The organism is Granulicella pectinivorans, from assembly GCF_900114625.1.
Classification (GTDB): Bacteria; Acidobacteriota; Terriglobia; order Terriglobales; family Acidobacteriaceae; genus Edaphobacter; species Edaphobacter pectinivorans.
On sequence record NZ_FOZL01000001.1, the window covers coordinates 3,999,467 to 4,019,366 of the forward strand.

The 19,900-nt window shown below is 62.6% G+C and carries 19 protein-coding genes; 11 read left to right on the top strand and 8 right to left on the bottom strand.

Translation table 11 applies throughout. From position 1 onward, the window contains the following. The first annotated feature begins 116 nt into the window (after positions 1–116). From BM400_RS16065 to BM400_RS16095, 7 genes are all read left to right on the top strand, one after another. The gene (locus BM400_RS16065; RefSeq protein WP_089840619.1) at positions 117–554 is read left to right on the top strand and encodes an arginine repressor; all 438 of its coding nucleotides are present in this window, start codon (positions 117–119) and stop codon (positions 552–554) included. Beyond that, a complete protein-coding gene (gene argC, locus BM400_RS16070; RefSeq protein WP_245781906.1) occupies positions 547–1,608 on the top strand; it encodes an N-acetyl-gamma-glutamyl-phosphate reductase in 1,062 nt (353 codons plus the stop codon). Before BM400_RS16065 ends, argC begins: the two co-directional genes overlap by 8 nt. Further along, positions 1,605–2,387, top strand: coding sequence for an acetylglutamate kinase (gene argB / locus BM400_RS16075; RefSeq protein WP_089840623.1), 783 nt, complete (start codon positions 1,605–1,607; stop codon positions 2,385–2,387). Before argC ends, argB begins: the two co-directional genes overlap by 4 nt. Beyond that, positions 2,384–3,655, top strand: coding sequence for an aspartate aminotransferase family protein (locus tag BM400_RS16080; RefSeq protein ID WP_089840626.1), 1,272 nt, complete (start codon positions 2,384–2,386; stop codon positions 3,653–3,655). The genes argB and BM400_RS16080 overlap by 4 nt, the downstream gene beginning before the upstream one ends. Next, positions 3,648–4,745 carry an ornithine carbamoyltransferase gene (gene argF, locus BM400_RS16085; RefSeq protein WP_089840628.1) on the top strand — a complete coding sequence of 366 codons (1,098 nt, stop codon included), beginning with the start codon at positions 3,648–3,650 and terminating at the stop codon, positions 4,743–4,745. The genes BM400_RS16080 and argF overlap by 8 nt, the downstream gene beginning before the upstream one ends. A gap of 110 nt (positions 4,746–4,855) precedes the next feature. Further along, positions 4,856–6,268 carry an argininosuccinate lyase gene (gene argH, locus BM400_RS16090; protein WP_089840630.1) on the top strand — a complete coding sequence of 471 codons (1,413 nt, stop codon included), beginning with the start codon at positions 4,856–4,858 and terminating at the stop codon, positions 6,266–6,268. Positions 6,269–6,272: 4 nt separating this feature from the next. After that, positions 6,273–6,905 (top strand): GNAT family N-acetyltransferase, encoded by a 633-nt coding sequence (locus tag BM400_RS16095; protein WP_089842031.1) that lies wholly within the window; start codon positions 6,273–6,275, stop codon positions 6,903–6,905. A gap of 90 nt (positions 6,906–6,995) precedes the next feature. Here BM400_RS16095 and BM400_RS16100 read toward each other — a convergent pair whose 3' ends face one another. After that, positions 6,996–7,523 (bottom strand): STM3941 family protein, encoded by a 528-nt coding sequence (locus tag BM400_RS16100; RefSeq protein ID WP_089840632.1) that lies wholly within the window; start codon positions 7,521–7,523, stop codon positions 6,996–6,998. Positions 7,524–7,588: 65 nt separating this feature from the next. Beyond that, the gene (locus BM400_RS16105) at positions 7,589–8,368 is read right to left on the bottom strand and encodes an ABC transporter ATP-binding protein (protein WP_245781907.1); all 780 of its coding nucleotides are present in this window, start codon (positions 8,366–8,368) and stop codon (positions 7,589–7,591) included. 31 nt (positions 8,369–8,399) lie between these two features. Here BM400_RS16105 and BM400_RS16110 point away from each other — a divergent pair, with 31 nt between their 5' ends. Together BM400_RS16110 and BM400_RS16115 are read left to right on the top strand one after the other, a co-directional pair. Further along, the gene (locus BM400_RS16110; protein WP_089840634.1) at positions 8,400–9,662 is read left to right on the top strand and encodes an MFS transporter; all 1,263 of its coding nucleotides are present in this window, start codon (positions 8,400–8,402) and stop codon (positions 9,660–9,662) included. A 75-nt stretch (positions 9,663–9,737) separates the two neighbouring features. After that, entirely contained in the window at positions 9,738–11,435 is a 1,698-nt protein-coding gene (locus BM400_RS16115) for a sensor histidine kinase (protein ID WP_089840636.1), read from the top strand. 316 nt (positions 11,436–11,751) lie between these two features. On the opposite strand, the gene BM400_RS16120 is transcribed toward BM400_RS16115, so the two are convergent. Continuing rightward, positions 11,752–12,720 (bottom strand): quinone oxidoreductase family protein, encoded by a 969-nt coding sequence (locus BM400_RS16120; RefSeq protein WP_089840638.1) that lies wholly within the window; start codon positions 12,718–12,720, stop codon positions 11,752–11,754. Between the two features lie 91 nt (positions 12,721–12,811). After that, on the bottom strand, positions 12,812–13,789 hold the full coding sequence (locus BM400_RS16125) for a glycosyltransferase family 2 protein (protein ID WP_089840640.1): 978 nt from the start codon (positions 13,787–13,789) through the stop codon (positions 12,812–12,814). A gap of 237 nt (positions 13,790–14,026) precedes the next feature. Between BM400_RS16125 and BM400_RS16130 the strand changes: the two genes are divergently transcribed. Beyond that, positions 14,027–14,494: a superantigen-like protein SSL4 gene (locus tag BM400_RS16130; protein ID WP_089840642.1), complete on the top strand. Its 468-nt coding sequence runs from the start codon at positions 14,027–14,029 to the stop codon at positions 14,492–14,494. A gap of 364 nt (positions 14,495–14,858) precedes the next feature. Here the strand turns inward: BM400_RS16130 and BM400_RS16135 are convergent, their stop codons facing one another. The 4 genes from BM400_RS16135 to BM400_RS16150 all read right to left on the bottom strand — a co-directional run bounded on the left by BM400_RS16135 (position 14,859) and on the right by BM400_RS16150 (position 18,944). Next, positions 14,859–16,376, bottom strand: coding sequence for a Do family serine endopeptidase (locus BM400_RS16135; RefSeq protein ID WP_089840644.1), 1,518 nt, complete (start codon positions 16,374–16,376; stop codon positions 14,859–14,861). 29 nt (positions 16,377–16,405) lie between these two features. After that, positions 16,406–17,695, bottom strand: coding sequence for a M56 family metallopeptidase (locus tag BM400_RS16140; RefSeq protein WP_089840646.1), 1,290 nt, complete (start codon positions 17,693–17,695; stop codon positions 16,406–16,408). 2 nt (positions 17,696–17,697) lie between these two features. Continuing rightward, positions 17,698–18,102: a BlaI/MecI/CopY family transcriptional regulator gene (locus BM400_RS16145; protein ID WP_089840648.1), complete on the bottom strand. Its 405-nt coding sequence runs from the start codon at positions 18,100–18,102 to the stop codon at positions 17,698–17,700. Positions 18,103–18,182: 80 nt separating this feature from the next. Beyond that, positions 18,183–18,944: a hypothetical protein gene (locus tag BM400_RS16150; protein WP_089840650.1), complete on the bottom strand. Its 762-nt coding sequence runs from the start codon at positions 18,942–18,944 to the stop codon at positions 18,183–18,185. Positions 18,945–19,029: 85 nt separating this feature from the next. On the opposite strand from BM400_RS16150, the gene BM400_RS16155 reads away from it, so the two are divergent. Next, positions 19,030–19,788: a dienelactone hydrolase family protein gene (locus tag BM400_RS16155; RefSeq protein WP_089840654.1), complete on the top strand. Its 759-nt coding sequence runs from the start codon at positions 19,030–19,032 to the stop codon at positions 19,786–19,788. The last annotated feature ends 112 nt before the right edge of the window (positions 19,789–19,900 follow it).

Below are 19,900 nucleotides of genomic sequence, written 5' to 3' on the forward strand. Positions count from 1 at the left end.
GAAGCCCTCATCTTTCGAGTCAACGCTGCCCTTGACGACCGAATGCTGCGTTCATGTATATTTATACATGTTGATGTATTTTTATGCATCACGGAATTCGGTCATCTGTCCTAGTCATGAAGCTTCAACGCCATTCCGCCATCCGTGAGGTTCTCAGCTCCGGAAACGTCGCCAATCAGGATGACCTGCGGCGCAAACTCGCCGCGCTCGGTCATACCGTCACGCAGGCCACGCTCTCGCGCGACATCCGCGAACTCAACCTCTCCAAGGGACCAAACGGATATCGTCTCCCGAACGTCCCCACCACCGATGACGATCTCCCCGAAACCTTCGACGTCCTGAAGAGCTTCGGCCTTGAGGTCCGGCAGGCGCAGAATCTCATCGTCATCATCACCACTACCGGAGGCGCGCAGCCCATCGCCGCCAACATCGACTACGAAGACTGGCCGGAGGTCGTCGGTACCATCGCCGGCGACGACACCGTACTCATCATCTGTCCCGATGACAAACGCGCAGCCACGCTGCGGGGAAGGATTGCGACCTACATTGGCTAGCCCACAGCAAAGCCCACGCGTAGCCGTAGCCGGCGTCTCCGGCTACTCCGGCGGCGAACTCGCCCGCCTGCTCCTCAACCACCCGGGGCTCACCACCCGCCCGATGTTCTTCGGTCGCGCCGGTGAAGCCACCGGACAGGTCCTCACCGACCTCCAGCCCCAGCTCGCCACCACCGACGGCATCGCCGACCCTATCCTTCCCTTCTCCTGGGACACGCTCGTCGCGAACAAGATCGACATCCTATTCCTCGCACTGCCTCATGAGCAGTCCCGCGAGTGGGCTCCCGAGGCCATCCGGCGCGGCATCCGCGTCATCGACCTCAGCGGGGCATGGCGCCTCAAGGAAAAGAAGAACAGCGCCGTCTACAACCTCACCGACGCCGATCCCGCCGCAGCCGACGCCCTCGAAACCGAAGCCGTCTTCGGTGCCCCCGAGCTTCATGCCGAAGCGATCGCCAAGGCTCGCCTGCTCGCCAATCCCGGCTGCTACTCCACCTCGATGATCCTCGCTCTCGCCCCGTTGGCGAAGGCTGGCCTCCTCGATCCGAAGGAACTCATCGTCTGCGACGCAAAATCCGGCGTAAGCGGCGCGGGCAAGGCCGCCACGGCCAAGACGCATTTCATGTATGCAGCCGACAACCTCTCCGCCTACAACGTCTTCGGTCACCGTCACACCGGGGAACTGCTCGAGCAGTTGCACTTGAGTGAAGATCAGATTCAGTTCACGCCGCATCTGCTGCCGATTCCGCGTGGCATCCTCTCGACGATCTATGTGCGTTTAACCCAGCCCACGACGCCGGAAGCCATCACGAAGTTATTCGCTGACTTCTACGCGGGAAAGCGCATGGTGCGTCTCCACCAGACGCCCAACCTGCCGCAGATTCAGCATGTCGTCCGAACCAACTACTGCGACATCGGCTTTCACCTTCACAAAAACGGAACACGCCTTCTCCTCGTCTCGTGCCTTGATAACCTCTTGAAGGGCGCTGCAGGACAGGCGGTACAAAACATGAACCTGATGCTCGGGTTCGCGGAACAGGATGGCCTTCTATGAAATTTGTCGTCAAGCTGGGCGGAGCTGCCCTTGAAGATCCGAAGCTCCTGCATGCCTGCGGACGCGCCATCGCCGATCTCGTCAAGGACGGGAATCAGGTGGCCGTCGTGCATGGCGGCGGCGTGCAGTTGACCAGAACCCTCGCGGCCATGGGCAAGAAGAGCGAGTTCATCTCCGGACTCCGCGTCACCGACGCCGAGACCCGCGATGCAGCCCTCATGGTGCTCGCCGGACGCGTCAACAAGTCTCTCGTCGCCGCCCTCGGCAAGCACGGGCAGGATGCAGTCGGCCTCGCCGGTGGCGACGGCAACGTCTTCCGCGCCCGCAAGAAGAAGACCAACCCCGACCTCGGCTTCGTCGGCGAGATCGCCCAATCGAACCCCCGCTATCTCGAAGCCATCTGGGCCATGGGTGCGGTGCCCGTCATCTCCTCCATCGCCCTCGGCTTCGACGGCGAGTACTACAACATCAACGCCGACGAGATGGCCTCGGCCTGCGCCATCGCCACTAAGGCCGACACCCTCGTCTTCCTCACCGATGTCCCCGGCGTCAAGGGTGCGGACGGTCAGGTCATGCGTTGGCTCACCCTCGCGCAGATCCCCGCACTCGAGAAGCAGTCCATCGTCTCCGGCGGCATGCTGCCCAAGCTCAACGCCTGCAAAGCCGCGCTGCTGGGCGGCGTCAAGCGAGTCCGCATCCTCCCCGCCGAGTCGGCTGCCGTGCTGCCCGACCTTATCTCAACCCGCGTCAACGATGGAACGGAGGTCATGGTCGCATGAGCACTGCAATCGCCACCACACAACTTGAGGAGCTGCAAACCGCCGAGTCCAGACTCCTCGTCCAGACCTACGGCCGGTACCCGGTCGAGCTCGCCAGCGGCGAAGGCGTCTATCTCTATGACAGCGAGGGCAAGCGCTACCTCGATCTGCTCTCCGGCATCGGTGTCTCCGCCCTCGGCTACAACCACCCCGCCATTACAGCAGCTATCACGAAGCAGGCCGAGACGCTGATTCACACGTCGAACCTCTTCTTCCATCGCGGCACCACCGAAGTCGCCCTCCGCCTCACCGAGATCACCGGCCTCGACCGCGTCTTCCTCTGCAACTCCGGCACCGAAGCCTGGGAAGCAGCGCTCAAGCTCGCCCGCGCCCACGCCGGACTGCTGCGCGCCGAAGGCAAGCAGATCGGCACCAAAATCATCGCGCTCGAGAACAGCTTCCACGGCCGCTCCATCGGCTCCGTCTCGACCACCCACAAGGCCGCCTACCGTGAGCCCTTCGGCCCCGTCATGCCCGGCGTCGAATTCGTGAAGCACAACGATGTCGCCGCTCTCAAGGCCGCGTTCTCGAACGAAGTCTGCGCCATCGCCATCGAAGTCCTCCAGGGCGAAGGCGGCATCAACTGGATCAGCGAAGAGTTCCTCGCCACAGCCCGTGAGCTCTGCGACTCCACCGGTGCCCTTCTCCTCTTCGACGAGATCCAGTCCGGCATGGGCCGCACCGGCACCTGGTGCGCCTACCAGCACTTCAGCGTGCGCCCCGACGTCACCACACTCGCCAAGCCCCTCGCCGGCGGCGTCCCCATGGGTGCCATGCTCTGCACCGAAGAAGCCGCCCGCGCCTTCAAGCCCGGCATGCACGGAACGACCTTCGGCGGAAATCCCCTGGCCTGTGCCGTGGCGATCGCGGTCATCGACACCATCAAGCACGAGGGCCTGTTGGCTCATGTAACCGAAGTCGGCACTTATTTCATCGAGCAATTTAACGAACTCAAAAAGAAGCACGAAGCCATCGTGGAAGTCCGCGGAGCCGGCCTGATGATCGGCGTCGACTTCCACTCCGCCGACGTCGCCAAGCATCTGCACGAAACCATGATGGAGCGTGGATTCATCCTCAACCGCACGCACGACACGGTCCTCCGTTTCCTTCCGCCCTATATCCTCACCCGCGACCAGATCGATATCGCGATCCGGACCATGGACGAGATCCTCACCACCATGCCATCGTTGGCAGCATCCAATCTCGCTGGAGAGAAAGCACATGGGTAGCAAAACCGTCATCATGAACAAGCCCAACGAAGAAGTCCTCGTCGCCCCCAAGGCCACCGTCACGCTCGGCATCCAGTCCGACACCGCCTTCTCGGAGGCCACCAAGCGCATGAACGGTCGCGACCTCTGCTCCATCGCCGACCTCTCCGTCCAGGAGATGGCCGCCATCATGGAACTCGCCCACGCCGTCAAAAACCACCCCGAAGACTTCCGCCACGCCCTCGACGCGCGCCAGATGGTCATGTTCTTCGAGAAGGCCTCGCTCCGTACCCGCCTCACCTTCGAAGCCGCCATCAACACCCTCGGCGGCAACGCCATCTTCGTCGACCAGACCCAGTCGCCCCTCGGCGAGCGCGAGTCCCTGCCCGACATGGCCCACAACGTCGAGCGCTGGATGTCCATCATCGTCCTCCGCACCTACTCCCACGACACCATCACCGAGATGGCCGCCTGCTCCAAGGTCCCCGTCATCAACGCCCTCTCGGACCTCGAGCACCCCTGCCAGGCCATCGCCGACTTCTTCACCCTCGAAGAGCGCTTCGGCTCCGTCGAAGGCCTCAAGTTCACCTACGTCGGCGACGGCAACAACGTCTGCCACTCCCTCATGCTGGCCGCCGCACAGCTCGGCGCGCACTGCACCATCGCGACGCCCAAGGGCTTCGCCCCCAAGCTGGAGATCATCCACAAGGCCATCGAGATCGCCGAGACCACCGGTGCCTCCATCACCCTCACCACCGATCCCATCAAGGCCGTCACCGGCGCCGACGCCGTCTACACCGACGTCTGCACCAGCATGGGCTTCGAGCACGAGGCCACCAAACGCGCCCCCATCTTCAAGCCCTACCAGGTCAACGAAGCCCTGATGGCGCACGCGCAGCCCCACGCCGTCTTCATGCACTGCCTCCCCGCCCACCGCAACGCCGAGGTCACAGATGCCGTCCTCGACGGCCCGCAGTCGGTCGTCTTCGACCAGGCCGAGAACCGCATGCACGCCCAGAAGGCCCTCCTCCTCATGCTGCTCGGCGGGGCCAAGCGCATCTCCAACTCCCGCGACCGCGGCATCCAGGCCCGCAAGCGCGTCACCGCATAAGCAATCGATTCGGTTACAAACAAGGACCCCATCCCTTTGGCTCTCTCAAAAGGATGGGGTATGCAACATAACGAGATCGCTTTCCCCGTAGTCAGACAAGGCAATCCGAGATGTCCGAGCAAGAACAAAACGCAGCCAAGATGTGGTCAGGCCGCTTCCGCGAGCCCCTCAACACAACCTTCGAAGAGTGGCAGCGCTCCTTCCCCTTCGACTGGCGTCTCCTCCCACAAGAAGTAGCCGCGAGCAAAGCCCACGCCCGCGCCATCGCCGCCGCCGGCATCCTCACCGAGACCGAGCTCATCACCATGCTCGAAGGCCTCGACAAAGTCCTCGCCACCGTCGAACTCGACGGCCCCAAGGTAGTAGCCTCCGCACCCAACGCCGAGGATATCCACCACTTCACCGAGCTCGAACTCACCAAGCACATCGGCAACCTCGCCCTCAAGCTCCACACCGGCCGCAGCCGCAACGAGCAGATCGCGACCGACATGCGCCTCTTCGTGCGCGATGCCATCGACGCGACCGTCATCGCCCTCAAAGACTGGGCCCTCGCCCTCATCGAGCTAGCCGAAGCCTCCGGCGAGTCCGTCATCCCCAGCTACACCCACCTCCAGCGCGCCGAGCCCGTCCTCGTAGCCCACTGGCTACAGGCCTACGTCAGCATGATCGAGCGCGACTTAAGCCGTTTGACCGATGCCCGCAAGAGAATGAACCTCTGCCCCCTCGGCTCCGGAGCCGTCGCCGGTGCGACCCTCGCCCTCGACCGCACCATCGCCGCCAAGGCCCTCGGCTTCGACGCCCCCACGCCCAACAGCATGGACGCCACCAGCGACCGCGACTTCATGCTCGACTTCACGCAAACCCTGTCCACATTGGGCATCCACATCTCGCGCTTCGCCGAAGAGCTCACTCTCTACTCCACCGCCGAGTTCGGCTTCCTCGATCTCCCCGAGGCCTTCTCCACCGGCTCCAGCGCCATGCCCCAGAAGAAGAACCCCGACCTCACCGAGCTCATCCGCGGCAAATCGGGCCGTCTCCTCGGAGCCGCAACCACTCTCTCCATGCTCATCAAGGGCCTTCCCCTCGCCTACAACAAGGACCTCCAGGAAGGCCAGCAGCCCATCTTCGACGCAGCCGATACCATCGCCGGCATCCTCTCCGTCCTGCCCGCCTTCACCCGCTCCCTCAAGTTCCGCGCCACCCCCATGCAGACCGCCGCCACCACCGGCTATCTCAACGCCATGGCCGCCGCCACCTATCTCTCGAACAAAGGCATCCCCTTCCGCAAGGCCCACGAGATCATCGGCAACGCCGTCCGCCTCGGCCTCGAATCCGGCCGCGAGCTCAACGACATCCCCCTCTCCGAACTTCAGTCTCTCTCCGAAGCCTTCGCCGAAGACTTCTACGCCGCCATCACCCTCGAGGCCACCCTCGACTGCCACGACGTCATCGGTGGGACCTCTCGCCCGCGCGTAAAACAGGCCCTCCAGGATGCAAGAAAAAGGCTGTCGGGGATAAACTAAATTGATGGCGTCCTTCACCCCTCTGCAGCCCGTCAGCGACTCGACCAGCTCCTCGCGCACCCGCGTGGGCGGCGCCGTCGTGCGCAACGCCAAGCTCCAGGACGCCGTCAACATCTTCGAGCTCGTCAACTCCCTCTCGCACGACGGAACCCTCCTCCGCCGCAACTACGCGGAGATATGCGAGAACGTCCGCGACTTCCACATCGCCGAATCCGCAGCCGGCGTCTTCCTCGGCTGCGGAGCCCTGCACCTCTACGGCCCCCACCTCGCCGAGGTCCGCTCCATCGTCGTCAAACCCGAAGCCAAGGGCCAGGGCGCCGGCGGCAAGCTCCTACGCGCTCTTCTGGAAGAAGCCGAAGAACAAGGCGTCACCGCGGTCTGCCTCTTCACCCGCATCCCCGACTTCTTCTTCCACTTCGGCTTCCGCGTAGCCGACCGCACCAGCATCCCCGACAAGATCTACAAAGACTGCCAGAACTGCCCCCGCCTCTACGCCTGCGACGAGGTCACCATGGTCCGCGGCCCTCTCCCCAAGGTAGCCGTCCTCGGCCCCCCACGCCTCCGCCAGGACGAACTCGTCAAGCTCCAGACCACATCCCTCGCCCCGCACCCCGTCCCGCCCAGCACAAATCGCTAGAGCCACAAATGCGGGTGCCCCACATCTCGATTTTGAGATGTGGGTTTCTCCTATGCCGCCGAGCTCTGAATAGCCCATCCTCGCTGCAACCTAAATCCGCTCGCTGATCCCAAACGGAACACCGCTTTCAGGTTTGCGCATCGCCTCCACCCGCAACCCCTCCATCATCTCCGCCAGGGCCTGCGTCGTCAGTCCGCCGTACGAACCCGCCATCCCCGCATCGAACCCCGCCAACGCTCGATTCAGTTTACGAACCCCGGCCTTACCCTCGTAAGTCGGTGCAAAGTTCCATGCCACCATCTTGTTGTGGCGGATCTTCATCACGCCAAACGTCTCCACATCCGACCACAGGACGGTATGAGCCCGAAACAAACTACACACCGTAAACGACGCTTTCTCCAGCCGCAGATACCCAGCCCGAGGGTGAAGATTGACGGCAAAAACGATCACTCCCAACCCAAAAAACGCAGCGCAGAAATACCCCATACCTTGGCCGTCTCGCGCCATCCACACACCCGCTGTCGCAAACGCCGCACACACCAAAAGCATCAATGAAGTTCGCACCGGACTCATCCGCAATACCAGCGGCAACTGATCGAACGTCGGTACGGCCTTCATCGCACCTCTCCTGGCGCGTCCGGCCCACGTCGGCAGAAAGGACTCGCAACAAAATCAGCTACAAATTATGAAACATGATAGTACCCGGCTCGTTCCATCAGGGCCACCTCAGTCCCAAACAGCCCACCCAGCTTTTCCTCCGTCAGCAGTTCGCTCTTCGGTCCATCCCCCACGATCCGCCCTTCCCGCATCATCAAGATCCGATCGATCTCCGGAATAATATCCGGCAGATGGTGCGTAATCAGGATGATCGTCGTCCCCTGCCCCGCCAGCTTCCGCATCAACTGCTGCAACTCCTTCTGCGCAAAAAGATCCAGCGCATTCGAAGGCTCATCCAGCAGCAGCGTCCCCGACGAAGCCACCAGCGCACGCCCGATCATCACGCGCCTCTGCTGCCCTGCCGACATCGCCCCGACCTCCTTCTTCACCAGCGAAGTCGCATCCACTAACTTCAAAACCTCATCCGCCCGATCCTCCATCTCCGACGTCACCCGCAGATTCGGCCACAGGGTCGAACTTGAAAAGAACCCAGTCAACACCGCATCCCGTCCCGTGGTGGTCAGCATAGGCTTCCCCGGCAGTTCGGCCGAAACCACCCCCAGACGCTTCTTCAACTCCGTCAAATCCCACCGCTCCCGGCCGAAGATCCTCACCCTCGTCTCTGGCCGCACCAGCGGATAGCACTCACACGTCATCGTCTTGATCAACGTGGACTTCCCGCATCCGTTCGGGCCAAGAATGGCTATATGTTCGCCCGGATGCACGGTCAGGTTGACATCATGCAGCACGGTGCTCTCACCGCGTGCCACGTTCACATGAGACAGTTCCAGAAACGGAGACGACATACAGACAGAATATCGTGTCATCCTTAAATCAATGGCCATCCCCACCATTGGAACAACATCCTATCCAAGATTCTGGTTCGCGCGCATCTGTTCCACGATCTCCTTCCAGATGGCCGCCGTCGCCATCGGCTGGCAGGTCTACGCGCTCACTCACAGCACCTTCGCCCTGGGTATGGTTGGCCTCGCGCAGTTCCTGCCGATGCTCTGCCTCACACTCATCGTCGGCCATACCGCCGACCGCTTCAACCGCAAGACGATCATCTCCATCTGCCAGATCGTGGAAGCGACGACCATGGCGACCCTCGCCCTCGCCAGCTTCCTCCATCGTCTGCATCCCGCAGGCATCTTCGTCGCCGTCTCCCTCCTCGGAGCCGCGCGAGCCTTCGAAAGCCCCTCCACGCAAGCCCTAGTTCCCACCCTCGTCGATGAGTCCCTCGTGCCCCGAGCCATCGCCCTCTCCGCCTCCGCGAATCAGACCGCAAGCATCGTCGGCCCCGCTCTGGGTGGCCTTCTCTACGCTCTCGGAGCACCCATCCCCTACACCCTGTGCGCAGTCTTGTTCGCAACCGCCTCCATCCTCTCCTCCACCATCCGCAGCCGGCGGATCACGCCCCCCAAAACGCCCGTCTCCGCCGCCTCCCTGTTCTCCGGCATCCACTACATTCGCGCCCGCAAAAACATCCTGGGCGCCATCTCGCTCGATCTCTTCGTGGTCCTCCTCGGCGGAGCCACCGCGCTCCTTCCCGCCTATGCCCGGGACATCCTGCATACCGGCCCATGGGGCCTCGGCCTCCTGCGGCTCGCTCCCGCGGTCGGCGCCCTCGCGACCTCCCTCTACCTCGGCCGTCACCCCATCCACACCCACGCGGGCCGCAAAATGTTCATCGCCGTCATCGTCTTCGGCATGGCGACCGTGGTCTTCGCCCTCTCCCGCAACGTGCTCCTGTCGATGGGTGTCCTCTGCGTCCTCGGTTGCGCCGATGTCGTCTCCGTCGTGGTCCGCTCCTCCCTCGTCCAGTTGGAGACGCCCGACGATATGCGTGGCCGTGTCTCCGCCGTGAACTCCCTCTTTATCGGCACCTCCAACCAGCTCGGCGAGTTCGAATCCGGCGTAACCGCCTCCTGGTTTGGCATCATCCCCGCCACCATTCTCGGCGGGCTCGGCAGCATCGTCATCGCCCTGGTCTGGATGCGCCTCTTTCCGGGCCTCCGCAAGCTGGAAAGCCTCTCTCCGAACGCCACCAAACTCGATACACCCGATGTTGACCCCATCGAATCGCCCCAGCCTCTCTAGGCTGATTCGATTCCTCTCCTTACGGCACGCAGAGGCCTTTCCTGCGTCATACAACGGAGACAGGAGAGCGCCTCATTGAACGTTCAGAAGAACAGCGGCACCTCGGAAAGCCGGAAGGACGACACCTTGTCTTCTCCGGGGAGTTCCGTGCCCACCGAGACACGGTGGCCGCGCCGCATCTTCACGTCCGGATACGACACCCCGGCCGTCTGGCCGCTCGTCGTCTACCTCTTCAGCGGCCTGGTGGGTACGGCGTCCGCGATAACGCTGGCAGGATGGTTCGGGCACAGGACAGAGCTCACCATGCCCATGATCGGCCCCATGCGCTGGTCGGCGGCAGTCTGCTTCATCGCGCTCTCTCTGGTCGTCCTGCTACGCCATCTGCGCCGGTCAGGTCAGCTTCTCACGCGAGTGGGAGACATCCTGTGCCTGGTCCCGCTCGCCTTCGCAGTCATGAGTATTCTGGCTCTGCTCTTTCAGTCGACCCCCGGAATTCCCCACGCCATCTTCGTCAAACTCGCAGGACTGGCCGCTCAATACGGCCTCCTCCACGTGGAGACGCCGTGGCGGATGTCGATGGGCAGCAGCGTAGGCATCGGATTCCTGGCCTTCTCGCTCCTCATGCTCGACCGTCTGCGCAGGTTGAGCACGGCACTCCAGTCCATTGGACTGATGCTGGCCCTCTCCACGATCTCCGGGTTTCTCTTTCGCGCCCACGCCCTCTTCAACGCCCGTCTGCTGGACGCCATGTCGTTGCAGAGCGCGCTGTCCCTGCTTCTGCTCTTTGCAGCCGCCTTTGCCTGCCGCCCCACGCGGGAGCCAATGCGCTCTCTGTTTGCGCAGGAGCTGGGCATTGAAGCTCGCATCGAACTGCTGGTCGGCACATGGGCGCTCCCTCTGCTCATCGGCCTCTCCGTGTCGGACGGCATACGCAGGGGATGGTACGAACCCTCCTTCGCGCTCAGCCTCTTCGCCGTGGCGGTCATCGGCTTGCAGACGGTCCTGATCTGGCGCAGCGACCTCGCCCTCACCCAGCTCACCCGGAACAAGCAGAGGATGGAAGAGGTGCTCCGCAAGAACGAAAAGTTGGCGGTCGCCGGGCGTCTAGCCGCGAGTATCTCGCATGAGATCAACAATCCCCTCGAGTCGATCTCCAACCTGCTCTATCTCATCCGCACCAGCGAGAGCATGGACGAACAGCACACCTACGCGGACCTCGCCACCGAAGAGCTGCGGCGCGTCACGCAGATCACCACCCAGACCCTCAGCTTCTACCGGGAAAACACGGCTCCGGTGTTGTCCGATATCACGCCCATTCTGGCGTCCTCCGTCCAGCTCCTGCGCGGCAAGATCAGCTCCAAGGGCGTGGACGTGATCGAGGAGTACTACCCCCCGCTACCCGCGATCGTCTGCTCCGCCGGCGAACTGCGGCAGGTCCTCGTGAACCTGATCTCGAACGCGCTCGATGCCACCCCGCGTGGTGGCCGGATCGTCGTACGAGCCGCCCTGTCCAAAGCCTGGACGCGCGCCGGTCGCAGCGTCATCCGCATCGCCGTCTCGGACACCGGCTGCGGCATGCCTCCCAACGTCCTGGCCCGGGTCTTCGAGCCCTTCTTCACCACCAAGGAAAAAACCGGCAACGGACTCGGCCTGTGGGTCGCCGCCGACCTCATCGAGAAGCACGGCGGCTGGATGAAGGTAAAAAGCTGCACCAACGATCGTCACCACGGAACGACCTTCCAGCTCGTCCTCCCCGTCGGCAGCACGGATTAGCAACCCACCCGAGTCCGGCCGCCCAGCGTCTCACTCCGGCAGAAGGTGTACCGTCGTTCACCATCCCTCTGCCCACAAAATCCATGCATGAACCCACGTTTTACCGTCCCGACAACTACAGGTAAAACCCAAAGAAACCCGAAGAAACACCCATAAAAACCTGAAATCCACCACAAAACCCCACAAACCCAAAAGTTGATTGTTTTCAATCACATAGAGGCGTGTTTAAAGAGCAACTTTGTGTGGTGAGATCGACACAAAGCCCAGAAAGGGGGCGCAATGAGAGAAAGCTTATTAGCCAGGCCTCTTTGCCCTTTTAAGGGATCAGCAGGACCTTGCCGGTGGTCTTGCGGCCCTCTAGGGCTCGGTGGGCTTCGGCGGCGTCGGCCAGGGGGTAGCTGTACTCCATGCGCAGCTTGAGAGCACCCTCGTCGATCCAGCCCAGAACGTCCGCGGCGCGCCATTCCAGATACTTTCTGGGGCCGATGTAGTCCTTCAGGGTGGGCCTGGTGACGAAGAGCGATCCCATCTGCGACAGACGGATCAGGTCGAACGGGGGCACGGCACCGCTGGATGCGCCATAAAGCACCATCATGCCAAGAGGCGCGAGGCACTTTAGCGACTGCTCGAAGGTGGTCTTGCCCACCGAATCGTAGACCACCGGCACGCCAACACCCTCGGTGATGCGCCGCACCGCAACCTCGAAAGGCTCCTGGTTGTAGAAGATCACCTCATCCGCGCCCGCTGCGCGCGAGAGCTCGGCCTTCTCCTCGGTGGAGACGGTCGTGATCACCCATGCGCCCAGCCGCTTCGCCATCTGGGTGAGCAAAAGGCCAACACCGCCCGCACCGGCGTGGACCAACACCGTGTCGCCTGCGTGAATCACATACGTCGTTTGTGCGAGATAGTGAGCGGTCATGCCCTGCAGCATCGCCGCGGCTGCCTGCTGCGAACTCAACCCGTCAGGCACATGCACGAGTCGGTCGGCGGGCGCGACGGCGTACTCCGCGTAGGTGCCTGGAACGCCGCACCACGCCACCTTGTCGCCTACCTTCACGGTCGTGACCTCGGAGCCGACCTCCTCCACGATACCGGCAGCCTCCTGCCCAAGCGTATAGGGCAGTGGAGCGGGATAACGTCCCTCGCGGAAGTACGTGTCGATAAAGTTGACCCCGCAGGCCTCAATCTTGATCAGCGCTTCCTTCGGCCCTGGAGCAGGTACTGGGACATCCACCAGACGCAGAACCTCTGGCCCACCCGTCTCAAACATCTGAATCGCCTTCATCGCACCCTCTGGAAGTGGTAAGTTGCCAGTTCTAAGTTCTAGGGAAAATGGATTCGCACCTAGAACGTACAACTTAGAACTTACAACGATCTCAAAGGTGCATGCTCTCTTCGTTTGACCGCAGCCGCAGAATCCGGTCCACGGCGTAGGGAGCCCGGTGGTTCGCCGTGTGGAAGTGCCTTACCTGGAGCTCTCCCAACAGGCCGATTCCAAGCATCTGAATTCCCCCCAGAATCAGGACTGCCGCGAGCACAAGCAGAGGCCCGTGCTCTCCGCCGACAGCTTGATGCGTGATCAGCTTCAGCAGGATCATCCACGCGCCGATCGCGCCGCCCGAGAGCATGCCGACCGCACCGATCCAGCCGAAGAAGTGGAGCGGGCGGGTCATGTAGCGGAGCAGGAAGCGGATGGTGAGCAGGTCGAAGAAGACCCGGAACGTTCGCGAGATACCGTAGTGGCTCTTGCCCGCCACCCGCTGCGGGTTCGAGATGGGAATCTCGCAGATGCTTGCGCCGTACCAGCTTGCCAGCGCGGGAATGAAGCGATGCATCTCGCCATAGAGCGGAATGTTCTGGATCACCTCGCGGCGATAGGCCTTGAAGGTAGTGCCGAAGTCGTGAATCGCGACGCCGGAGAAGGCGGCCATGATCTTGTTCGCGAGCATCGAGGGGATGCGCCGCATCATGAGGTTGTCCCCACGCTGCGCACGCCATCCGCTGACGACGTCGTAGCCTTCTTCTAGCTTGGCGAGGAAGTTGGGAATCTCGGAGGGATCGTGCTGCAGGTCGCCATCCATGGCAAGAATGCACTCGCCCTGCGCATGATCGAAGCCCGCGGCAAGGGCGGAGGTCTGCCCGAAGTTACGGCGCAGCTTGATGACCAGCACACGCGAGTCGACCGCGGCGATCTCTTCAAGCAGGCGGTACGTGCGGTCGCGGGAGCCGTCGTCGACAAAGACCAGCTCAAACGTCTCACCCACAAGCTCCATGACGTGCTTCACCCGGTCATAGAGCGCGGTCACGTTCTCTTCTTCGTTATGAAACGGCACGACGATGGAGTATTTCAGCACGCCCTTTATGATACGCCCGGAGCAGCGACAGCCATGTGACAAACAACGACAATCCTTCCGGACTTCCCAGGACGGACCAACCTTTGGTAGGGTCAAAGCAATCAGTAGAATTAACACTCCACCAGACAATCTCAGCCCACGCTGCTGGATCTATAGTTAAGTTTGGGTTGCACCATTTGCAGTGCGTTTTCCCATCTGTCGCCCACGGCAGGCTCGATACAAACCGAGGCCGTTTTTATGAAGATCGTTGGAATTACCGTTCTCATCGCGCTCGTTCTGCTGGGCGGGTATTGGTACAATCATTACCGCGCCACCCAGGCTGCAAACGACGGCGAGACAATCTCTCCCGATAACTCGGTGACGACCTCGCTGGCACCGCCCGACTCGACCCCCGCCCCGGCACCGGTCAACAAGTCTGCGATGCCCGGTTCGACCTCTGTTTCCACCCCTTCCAAGCCCGTCATCACCACGCAGACCTCGCTGAAGGCCGACTCCGACGCGGGTTCGCTGCCCGCATCCGACACGATCGACCGCCAGCCTCCCAACGGCATGGTCTTCGCTGGGACCGGGAAAATACAGGTTTATCGGCAGGGCAATATCACCTGGCGCATCAACACCGACACGGGAGCAGCCTGCGTGCTGTTTGCCACAAATCGCGAGTGGCGCAAGCCCCAGGTCTACAACAACGGCTGTCGCAAGAGCTAGAAAAGAAACAACTTGCTCGACAGGTCCGACCTGTGACCGCAGATTGTGGACGAGAATCCGGCTGGGGCTATGGAGTCGCTCCACGTATCCTGGTGTTCTAAAGGACTTAGCATGTCCCACCCACCAAAAGCCCAATGGTCTTCCAGCAGCTTTTCCGGTTTGAAAAGCACCACATAAGCTGGCTAAGAGCATGGAAATCGTGGCCAAAATCCAGCACACTGCGTCGATACAAAGTGGTCTGTACTCCCTCTGGACCTGAACTCCGCAACAAACTGGTTAGACCACTCTCAAAACTGGATCAGTCATAAGCTCCATACAAAAAGGCTCGTCCCAGTTGGGACGAGCCTTTTTCCGATTGGCAAATTTAGCCCTTATCGCTGTCCGTGTGGATGGTGCGGTAGCTGGCGTTACCCTTCGACCAGACGAGAAGAAGAACATCCTTGCCGCCGTCGTGGACCTGGTTGACGAACTGGTCGGCGGTTGCGGTGGCGTGACGATTTACCTCGAGGACGACGTCTCCGGGCTGGAGGCCGGCGTCTTCGGCGGGGCTATCGGGGCGGACGTTTGCGATCAGGGCTCCCTTGACGTCGGTGGGAACATGCAACTGCTGGCGCTGGTCGTCGGTAAGGTTGGCGACGGCGAGGCCAAGCTTGCCGCTCTTGGGGCTGCCGTCACCGGATGCGTCGGCGACCTCCTGGCCATCCTTCTTGTAGGTGCCGACGGTCAGGTTGATCGTCTGCTCCTTGCCGTTGCGGAGGACGTCGAGAGCCAGCTTGGTTCCAGGTGTCTTCTGGCTGACGGCCACCTGGAGGGCGCTGCCGTTGACGATCTTCTGGCCATCGAGGGCACGGATGACGTCACCCTGCTTGAGGCCGGCGGCGCTTGCCGGGGAGCCGGGGGTGACCTGGGCCACGATGGCGCCGTTCGCGTCGTTCAGGTTGAAGAAGTGAGCGTTATCCGGGGTGACGTCGTTCATGCTGATGCCGAGGTAGCCATGATCGACCTTGCCGAACTTGATGAGTTGGGCGGTGGTGCTTCTGGCGATCTGCGCCGGGATGGCGAAGCCGGCACCGGCGAAGGAGCCGCTGTTAGAGATGATGAAGGTGTTGATTCCGACCAGTTCGCCGTGCGCGTTGACGAGCGGGCCGCCGGAGTTTCCGGGGTTGATGGCTGCGTCGGTCTGGATGTAGCCGCCGGGCTTGCGGGCGTCATCGGAGTAGGGGTTGGGGCGATCGACCGCGCTGACGATGCCGCGGGTGACGGAGAACTGGAAGTAGCCAAAGGGGCTGCCGAAGGCGAGGACGGTCTGGCCGGGGACAAGCTTGCCGGAGTCGCCCCAGGAGATAGCCGGCAGATCGGTGGCGTTAACCTTCACGACGGCGAGGTCGGTGAGCTTGTCCACGCCGATGACCTTACCGGTAAGGATGCGGCGATCGTGGAGGGTGACGCGGATCTGCGTGGCGCCTTCTACGACGTGGCCGTTGGTGACGATGTATCCGTCGGGCGAGATGATGACGCCGCTGCCGATGCCGTGCTGGGTCTGGGGCTGCTGGGGCCGACCGCCTCCCTGCCCGAAGAACTGCGCGAAGCCAGGGGGCAGGCCCTGAATGCTTCCCTGATCGTCGGTGTCCTCAGCCTTCGAGGTGACGGAGATGTTGACGACGGCGGGGGTGACGCGGGAGGCGACTGCCTCCATGGCCTGGTCGAGTTGGCTGATGGCCGAGACGCTCTGGTCGTCGAGAGCCGCGGCGGTGATGGCTGAGGCGTGCACGCCGTTGGAGTTGACGAACATGACGGTACCGAGAGCTGTTGCTGCTGCGATGCCAGCCGGCAGGCCGAAACGGCGGAGACCATCAACTAATGAATTAGTTTTCACTGACATAAAGATACCTTCTCCTTGTTGGTAGCTGGTTAGAGTTGAAAGATGAGCCAGCCGTTCCGAACCGGAACAGCCGCGTACGAAATCTGAGAGTCCTCGTCGAAGGCGAGGAGGACGCGCCGCGCAGGCAAAGCGGCGTCGACACGGACGGTGACCATCCGGGCCTCGGGGTCGGGCTGCGCTGCCCGATCCTGAGCCACCGTGGGCGAGAGCGCCGGGCGTGAACGCCTGCGCTCAGGCTTATGCGCCATGGGCTTCGGGGCGGGGACAATACCATCGCCGACCAGACCACCGTCGTGACGGATGGGCACGACGGCCGAGGCGAGGACCATATGGGCGCCATCCGAGGCCATGGGGCGGAGAGTTGCGACCGGGGCGTCCACGGAGCTTGCGAAGCGGACGATCTGGGGCGAACGGCTGAGCGCTCCGCCGCCCGCGACGACGCCGACCAGCATGGCGGCGACTACAGCGCGGGAGCGCCGCATCTCGCCCTGGGGACGCGCCAGGATACGGGCCACGCGACGGGCAAGTTCGGGCCTGCGCTCCCATGCGCCGAGAGCCAGCGAGACGCCGCGCCGGACGAGCGTGTGTTCCGCGAGACTGGCGAGGCAACTGGCATAGGCCTTGGGGGAGCCGGTGGCCTTGAGTACGGCATCGTCGCAGGCCATTTCGCGCTCGGCGCAGAGGCGGCGCTCTACCCAGACAAGGGCCGGGTTCAACGGGAAGAGGACCAGACTGAGCTTCTGCAGGAGGTTGACCCAGTCGTCGCCGCGACGCAGATGCTCGCGCTCGTGGACGACGATCTGGCGGAGATCCTGTTCGGAGAGGCGGTCGACGATTCCGGAGGGGATAAGGATGCGGGGGGCGAAGAAGCCGGCCACGCTGGGCACGCTGACCTCATCGGAGACACAGACGATGGCTCGTCCGTTGAGGAGATGCGTGATTTCGGGCGACACGGCCAGGCGACGCGCACGGGTCGCGATTCCGCGGAGGAGCGCGGCGCTCCAGAGCAGGCGGGCTGCGCGGACGGCGGACAAGCCGAGCCAGATGGCGGCGAGTGCGAGGGTCCAGCCGAGACCGATCTGGATGCCTCCGTTGCTGGATTCGCCGGTTGCGTGGGAGGCGTGGACGAAGGTAAGGGCCACCACGAGCATCATGACGGCGAGCCAGACCAGAGAGCGGGCTCGGGCGGGGATTCCGGGCAGAAGGCGCAGGGAGAAGGCCACGGCGGCGACCAGGACACAGCCTTCCCAGGCGGAGGCCACGAGCGCCGAGCCGGCGAGGGCAAAGAGATGGGCGAATGTTCCGAGGAGAAGAGGCATCGTTAGCACGCCTCGCCTTCCGGCAGGTCATCCGCCGCGCTGGCGATGGCCTGCTTCATGCGCTGCAACTCCTCGGCGGAGATCTCTTCATCGCCGAGGAGGGCGAGCATCAACTTTTCGCGGGAGTTGCCGAAGAAGCGGCTGAGGAGGTGGCTGACCTCGGATCTTCCGGCCTCGTGCTGGGCGACGCATGCGCTGTAGAGAAAGGCGCGGCCCTCCTGACGGTGGACGACGTATCCCTTTCTTTCGAGGACGCGGACCGTGGTGAGAACAGAGGTGTAGGCGAGGGGCGTGGCGTCGGCGACGGCCGCCACCATGTCCGAAACAGCAGACTCGCCGCGCTGCCAGAGCACGCGCATGAGCCGGAGTTCCGCTTCGGTCAACGTAATGGATCGCTTCGGAGGCATCGTCCGTCAGTTCCCTCTGGGTATGAGACGAAGGTACTAAAGGATTAGTTAGCAGACGTCTCGCGGTTCTGGCGATGACGTTATTCGATGACGTGGAAGGTATAGGCCTTGCCTTTGGAGCCCGTGGCGGAGGAGCCGGTGAGGCCAGCAGCGAGGAAGGCGTATTCGCCCTTGCCCATGCCTTTGGGGAGGATGACGAGGAAGGTGTGCGGGGCGACGCGTTTCTGCTCGAATGGGACGTTGTTGCGGGCGACGTCTTCGCTGGAATGGAAGACGCCGCCGGTCTTGGTCCGGAACTCGCGGGCGTCCTTCTTGAGGTCGAGGTCGACGAGTGTGAAGTCGGTTCCGGCCATGCCGTCGGGGGTGACGATGAGGAACTCATAGGGCATGGAGACGCCGAGCTTGCTGGTCGCGCCGTCGAGCCGGCCGTTCATGTCCTGCTTGATGATGTTGTTGGTGACGAGCGATTTGAGGGCTCCGCCGCTCTTGGCGTAGACCTTCTCGGACGGTACCTCGGTCCATGTCGGGTTCTTGGGGGTCTTGTAGTAGACGCCGATGTCCAGGCCATCGTAGTCGTTGAGGGTCGCCGCGGGCCCTTTGGCGGTCATCGCTTCGATTTCGCGATCGGTGACGCCGTTCTTTTTCAGGGCGATGAGGGCATCGGGGGTCAGGTCGTAGGTGCCGGGCTGGGCCTTGATCATGGAGAGGATGAGCGCCTCGTCGAGGCCTGCCTTCGCCATTTTGCTGACGGAGGCGTTATCCAAGGCCACCTGCGCCGGCGCGGAAGGCACACTGAGCGCCACCATGAAACAGACCACACCCATCCAGACCATCTTGCGCATCTCTACCCTCCACGAGCCTTTGATTCTTCTGACGTGTGACTATGGTATTCGCTAACAGGAGAACGTTCGAGCCTATGATATTTGCATGATTATTCTTGACGGCGAACACGTAGAACTTTCCACGCCCTATGGCCCCATGCGCACGCATATTCTGCGCCCTGCCTCGCCGGGGCGTTATCCGGCCATCCTTCTTTATTCCGAGATCTTCCAGGCTACGGCTCCGATTCGCCGGACCGCCGCGATGCTGGCGGGGCATGGATATATCGTGGCGATTCCTGAGATTTATCACGAGTTCGTTCCGGCGGGCGAGGTGTTCCCGTATGACCAGGCGGGATCGGACCGGGGGAACGACCTGAAGTATCGCAAGGAGGTGGCCAGCTACGACGCCGATGCACGGGCTGTGATCGACCATTTTCTGGCGCGGCCGGACTGTAATGGGAAGATCGGGGCGATGGGGATTTGTCTGGGTGGTCATCTGGCTTGGCGGGCGGCGTTCAACCCCGAGGTGCTGGGGACGGTTTGTTTCTATGCGACGGACCTGCACAAGGCTTCACTGGGCGCGGGGATGAAGGACGACTCGCTGGCGCGGACGGCCGATATCAAGGGTGAGATGTTCATGGTTTGGGGGCGGCAGGATCCGCATGTTCCGCTGGAGGGCCGCACGATCATTCAGGCGAAGCTGAATGAAGTCGGGACGCGGATGAGCTGGATCGAGGTGAATGGAGCGCATGCGTTTCTGCGCGACGAAGGACTGCGGTACGACCCGGATCTGGCGCACAGCATGATGGGTCTGGTGTTCAACTTTTTCCATCGGCGGCTGAGCGACGGGGATCACCAGGCGTAAGGCGCCCTGCGCGGGCGGTGGGCGTTCACACGCCTTCTTACAGCTTCGCGTGGCTCTCCCCGATGGTCGAGAACACGCTTCATCGCCGAGCATTGGGAGATCCATTCGGCCA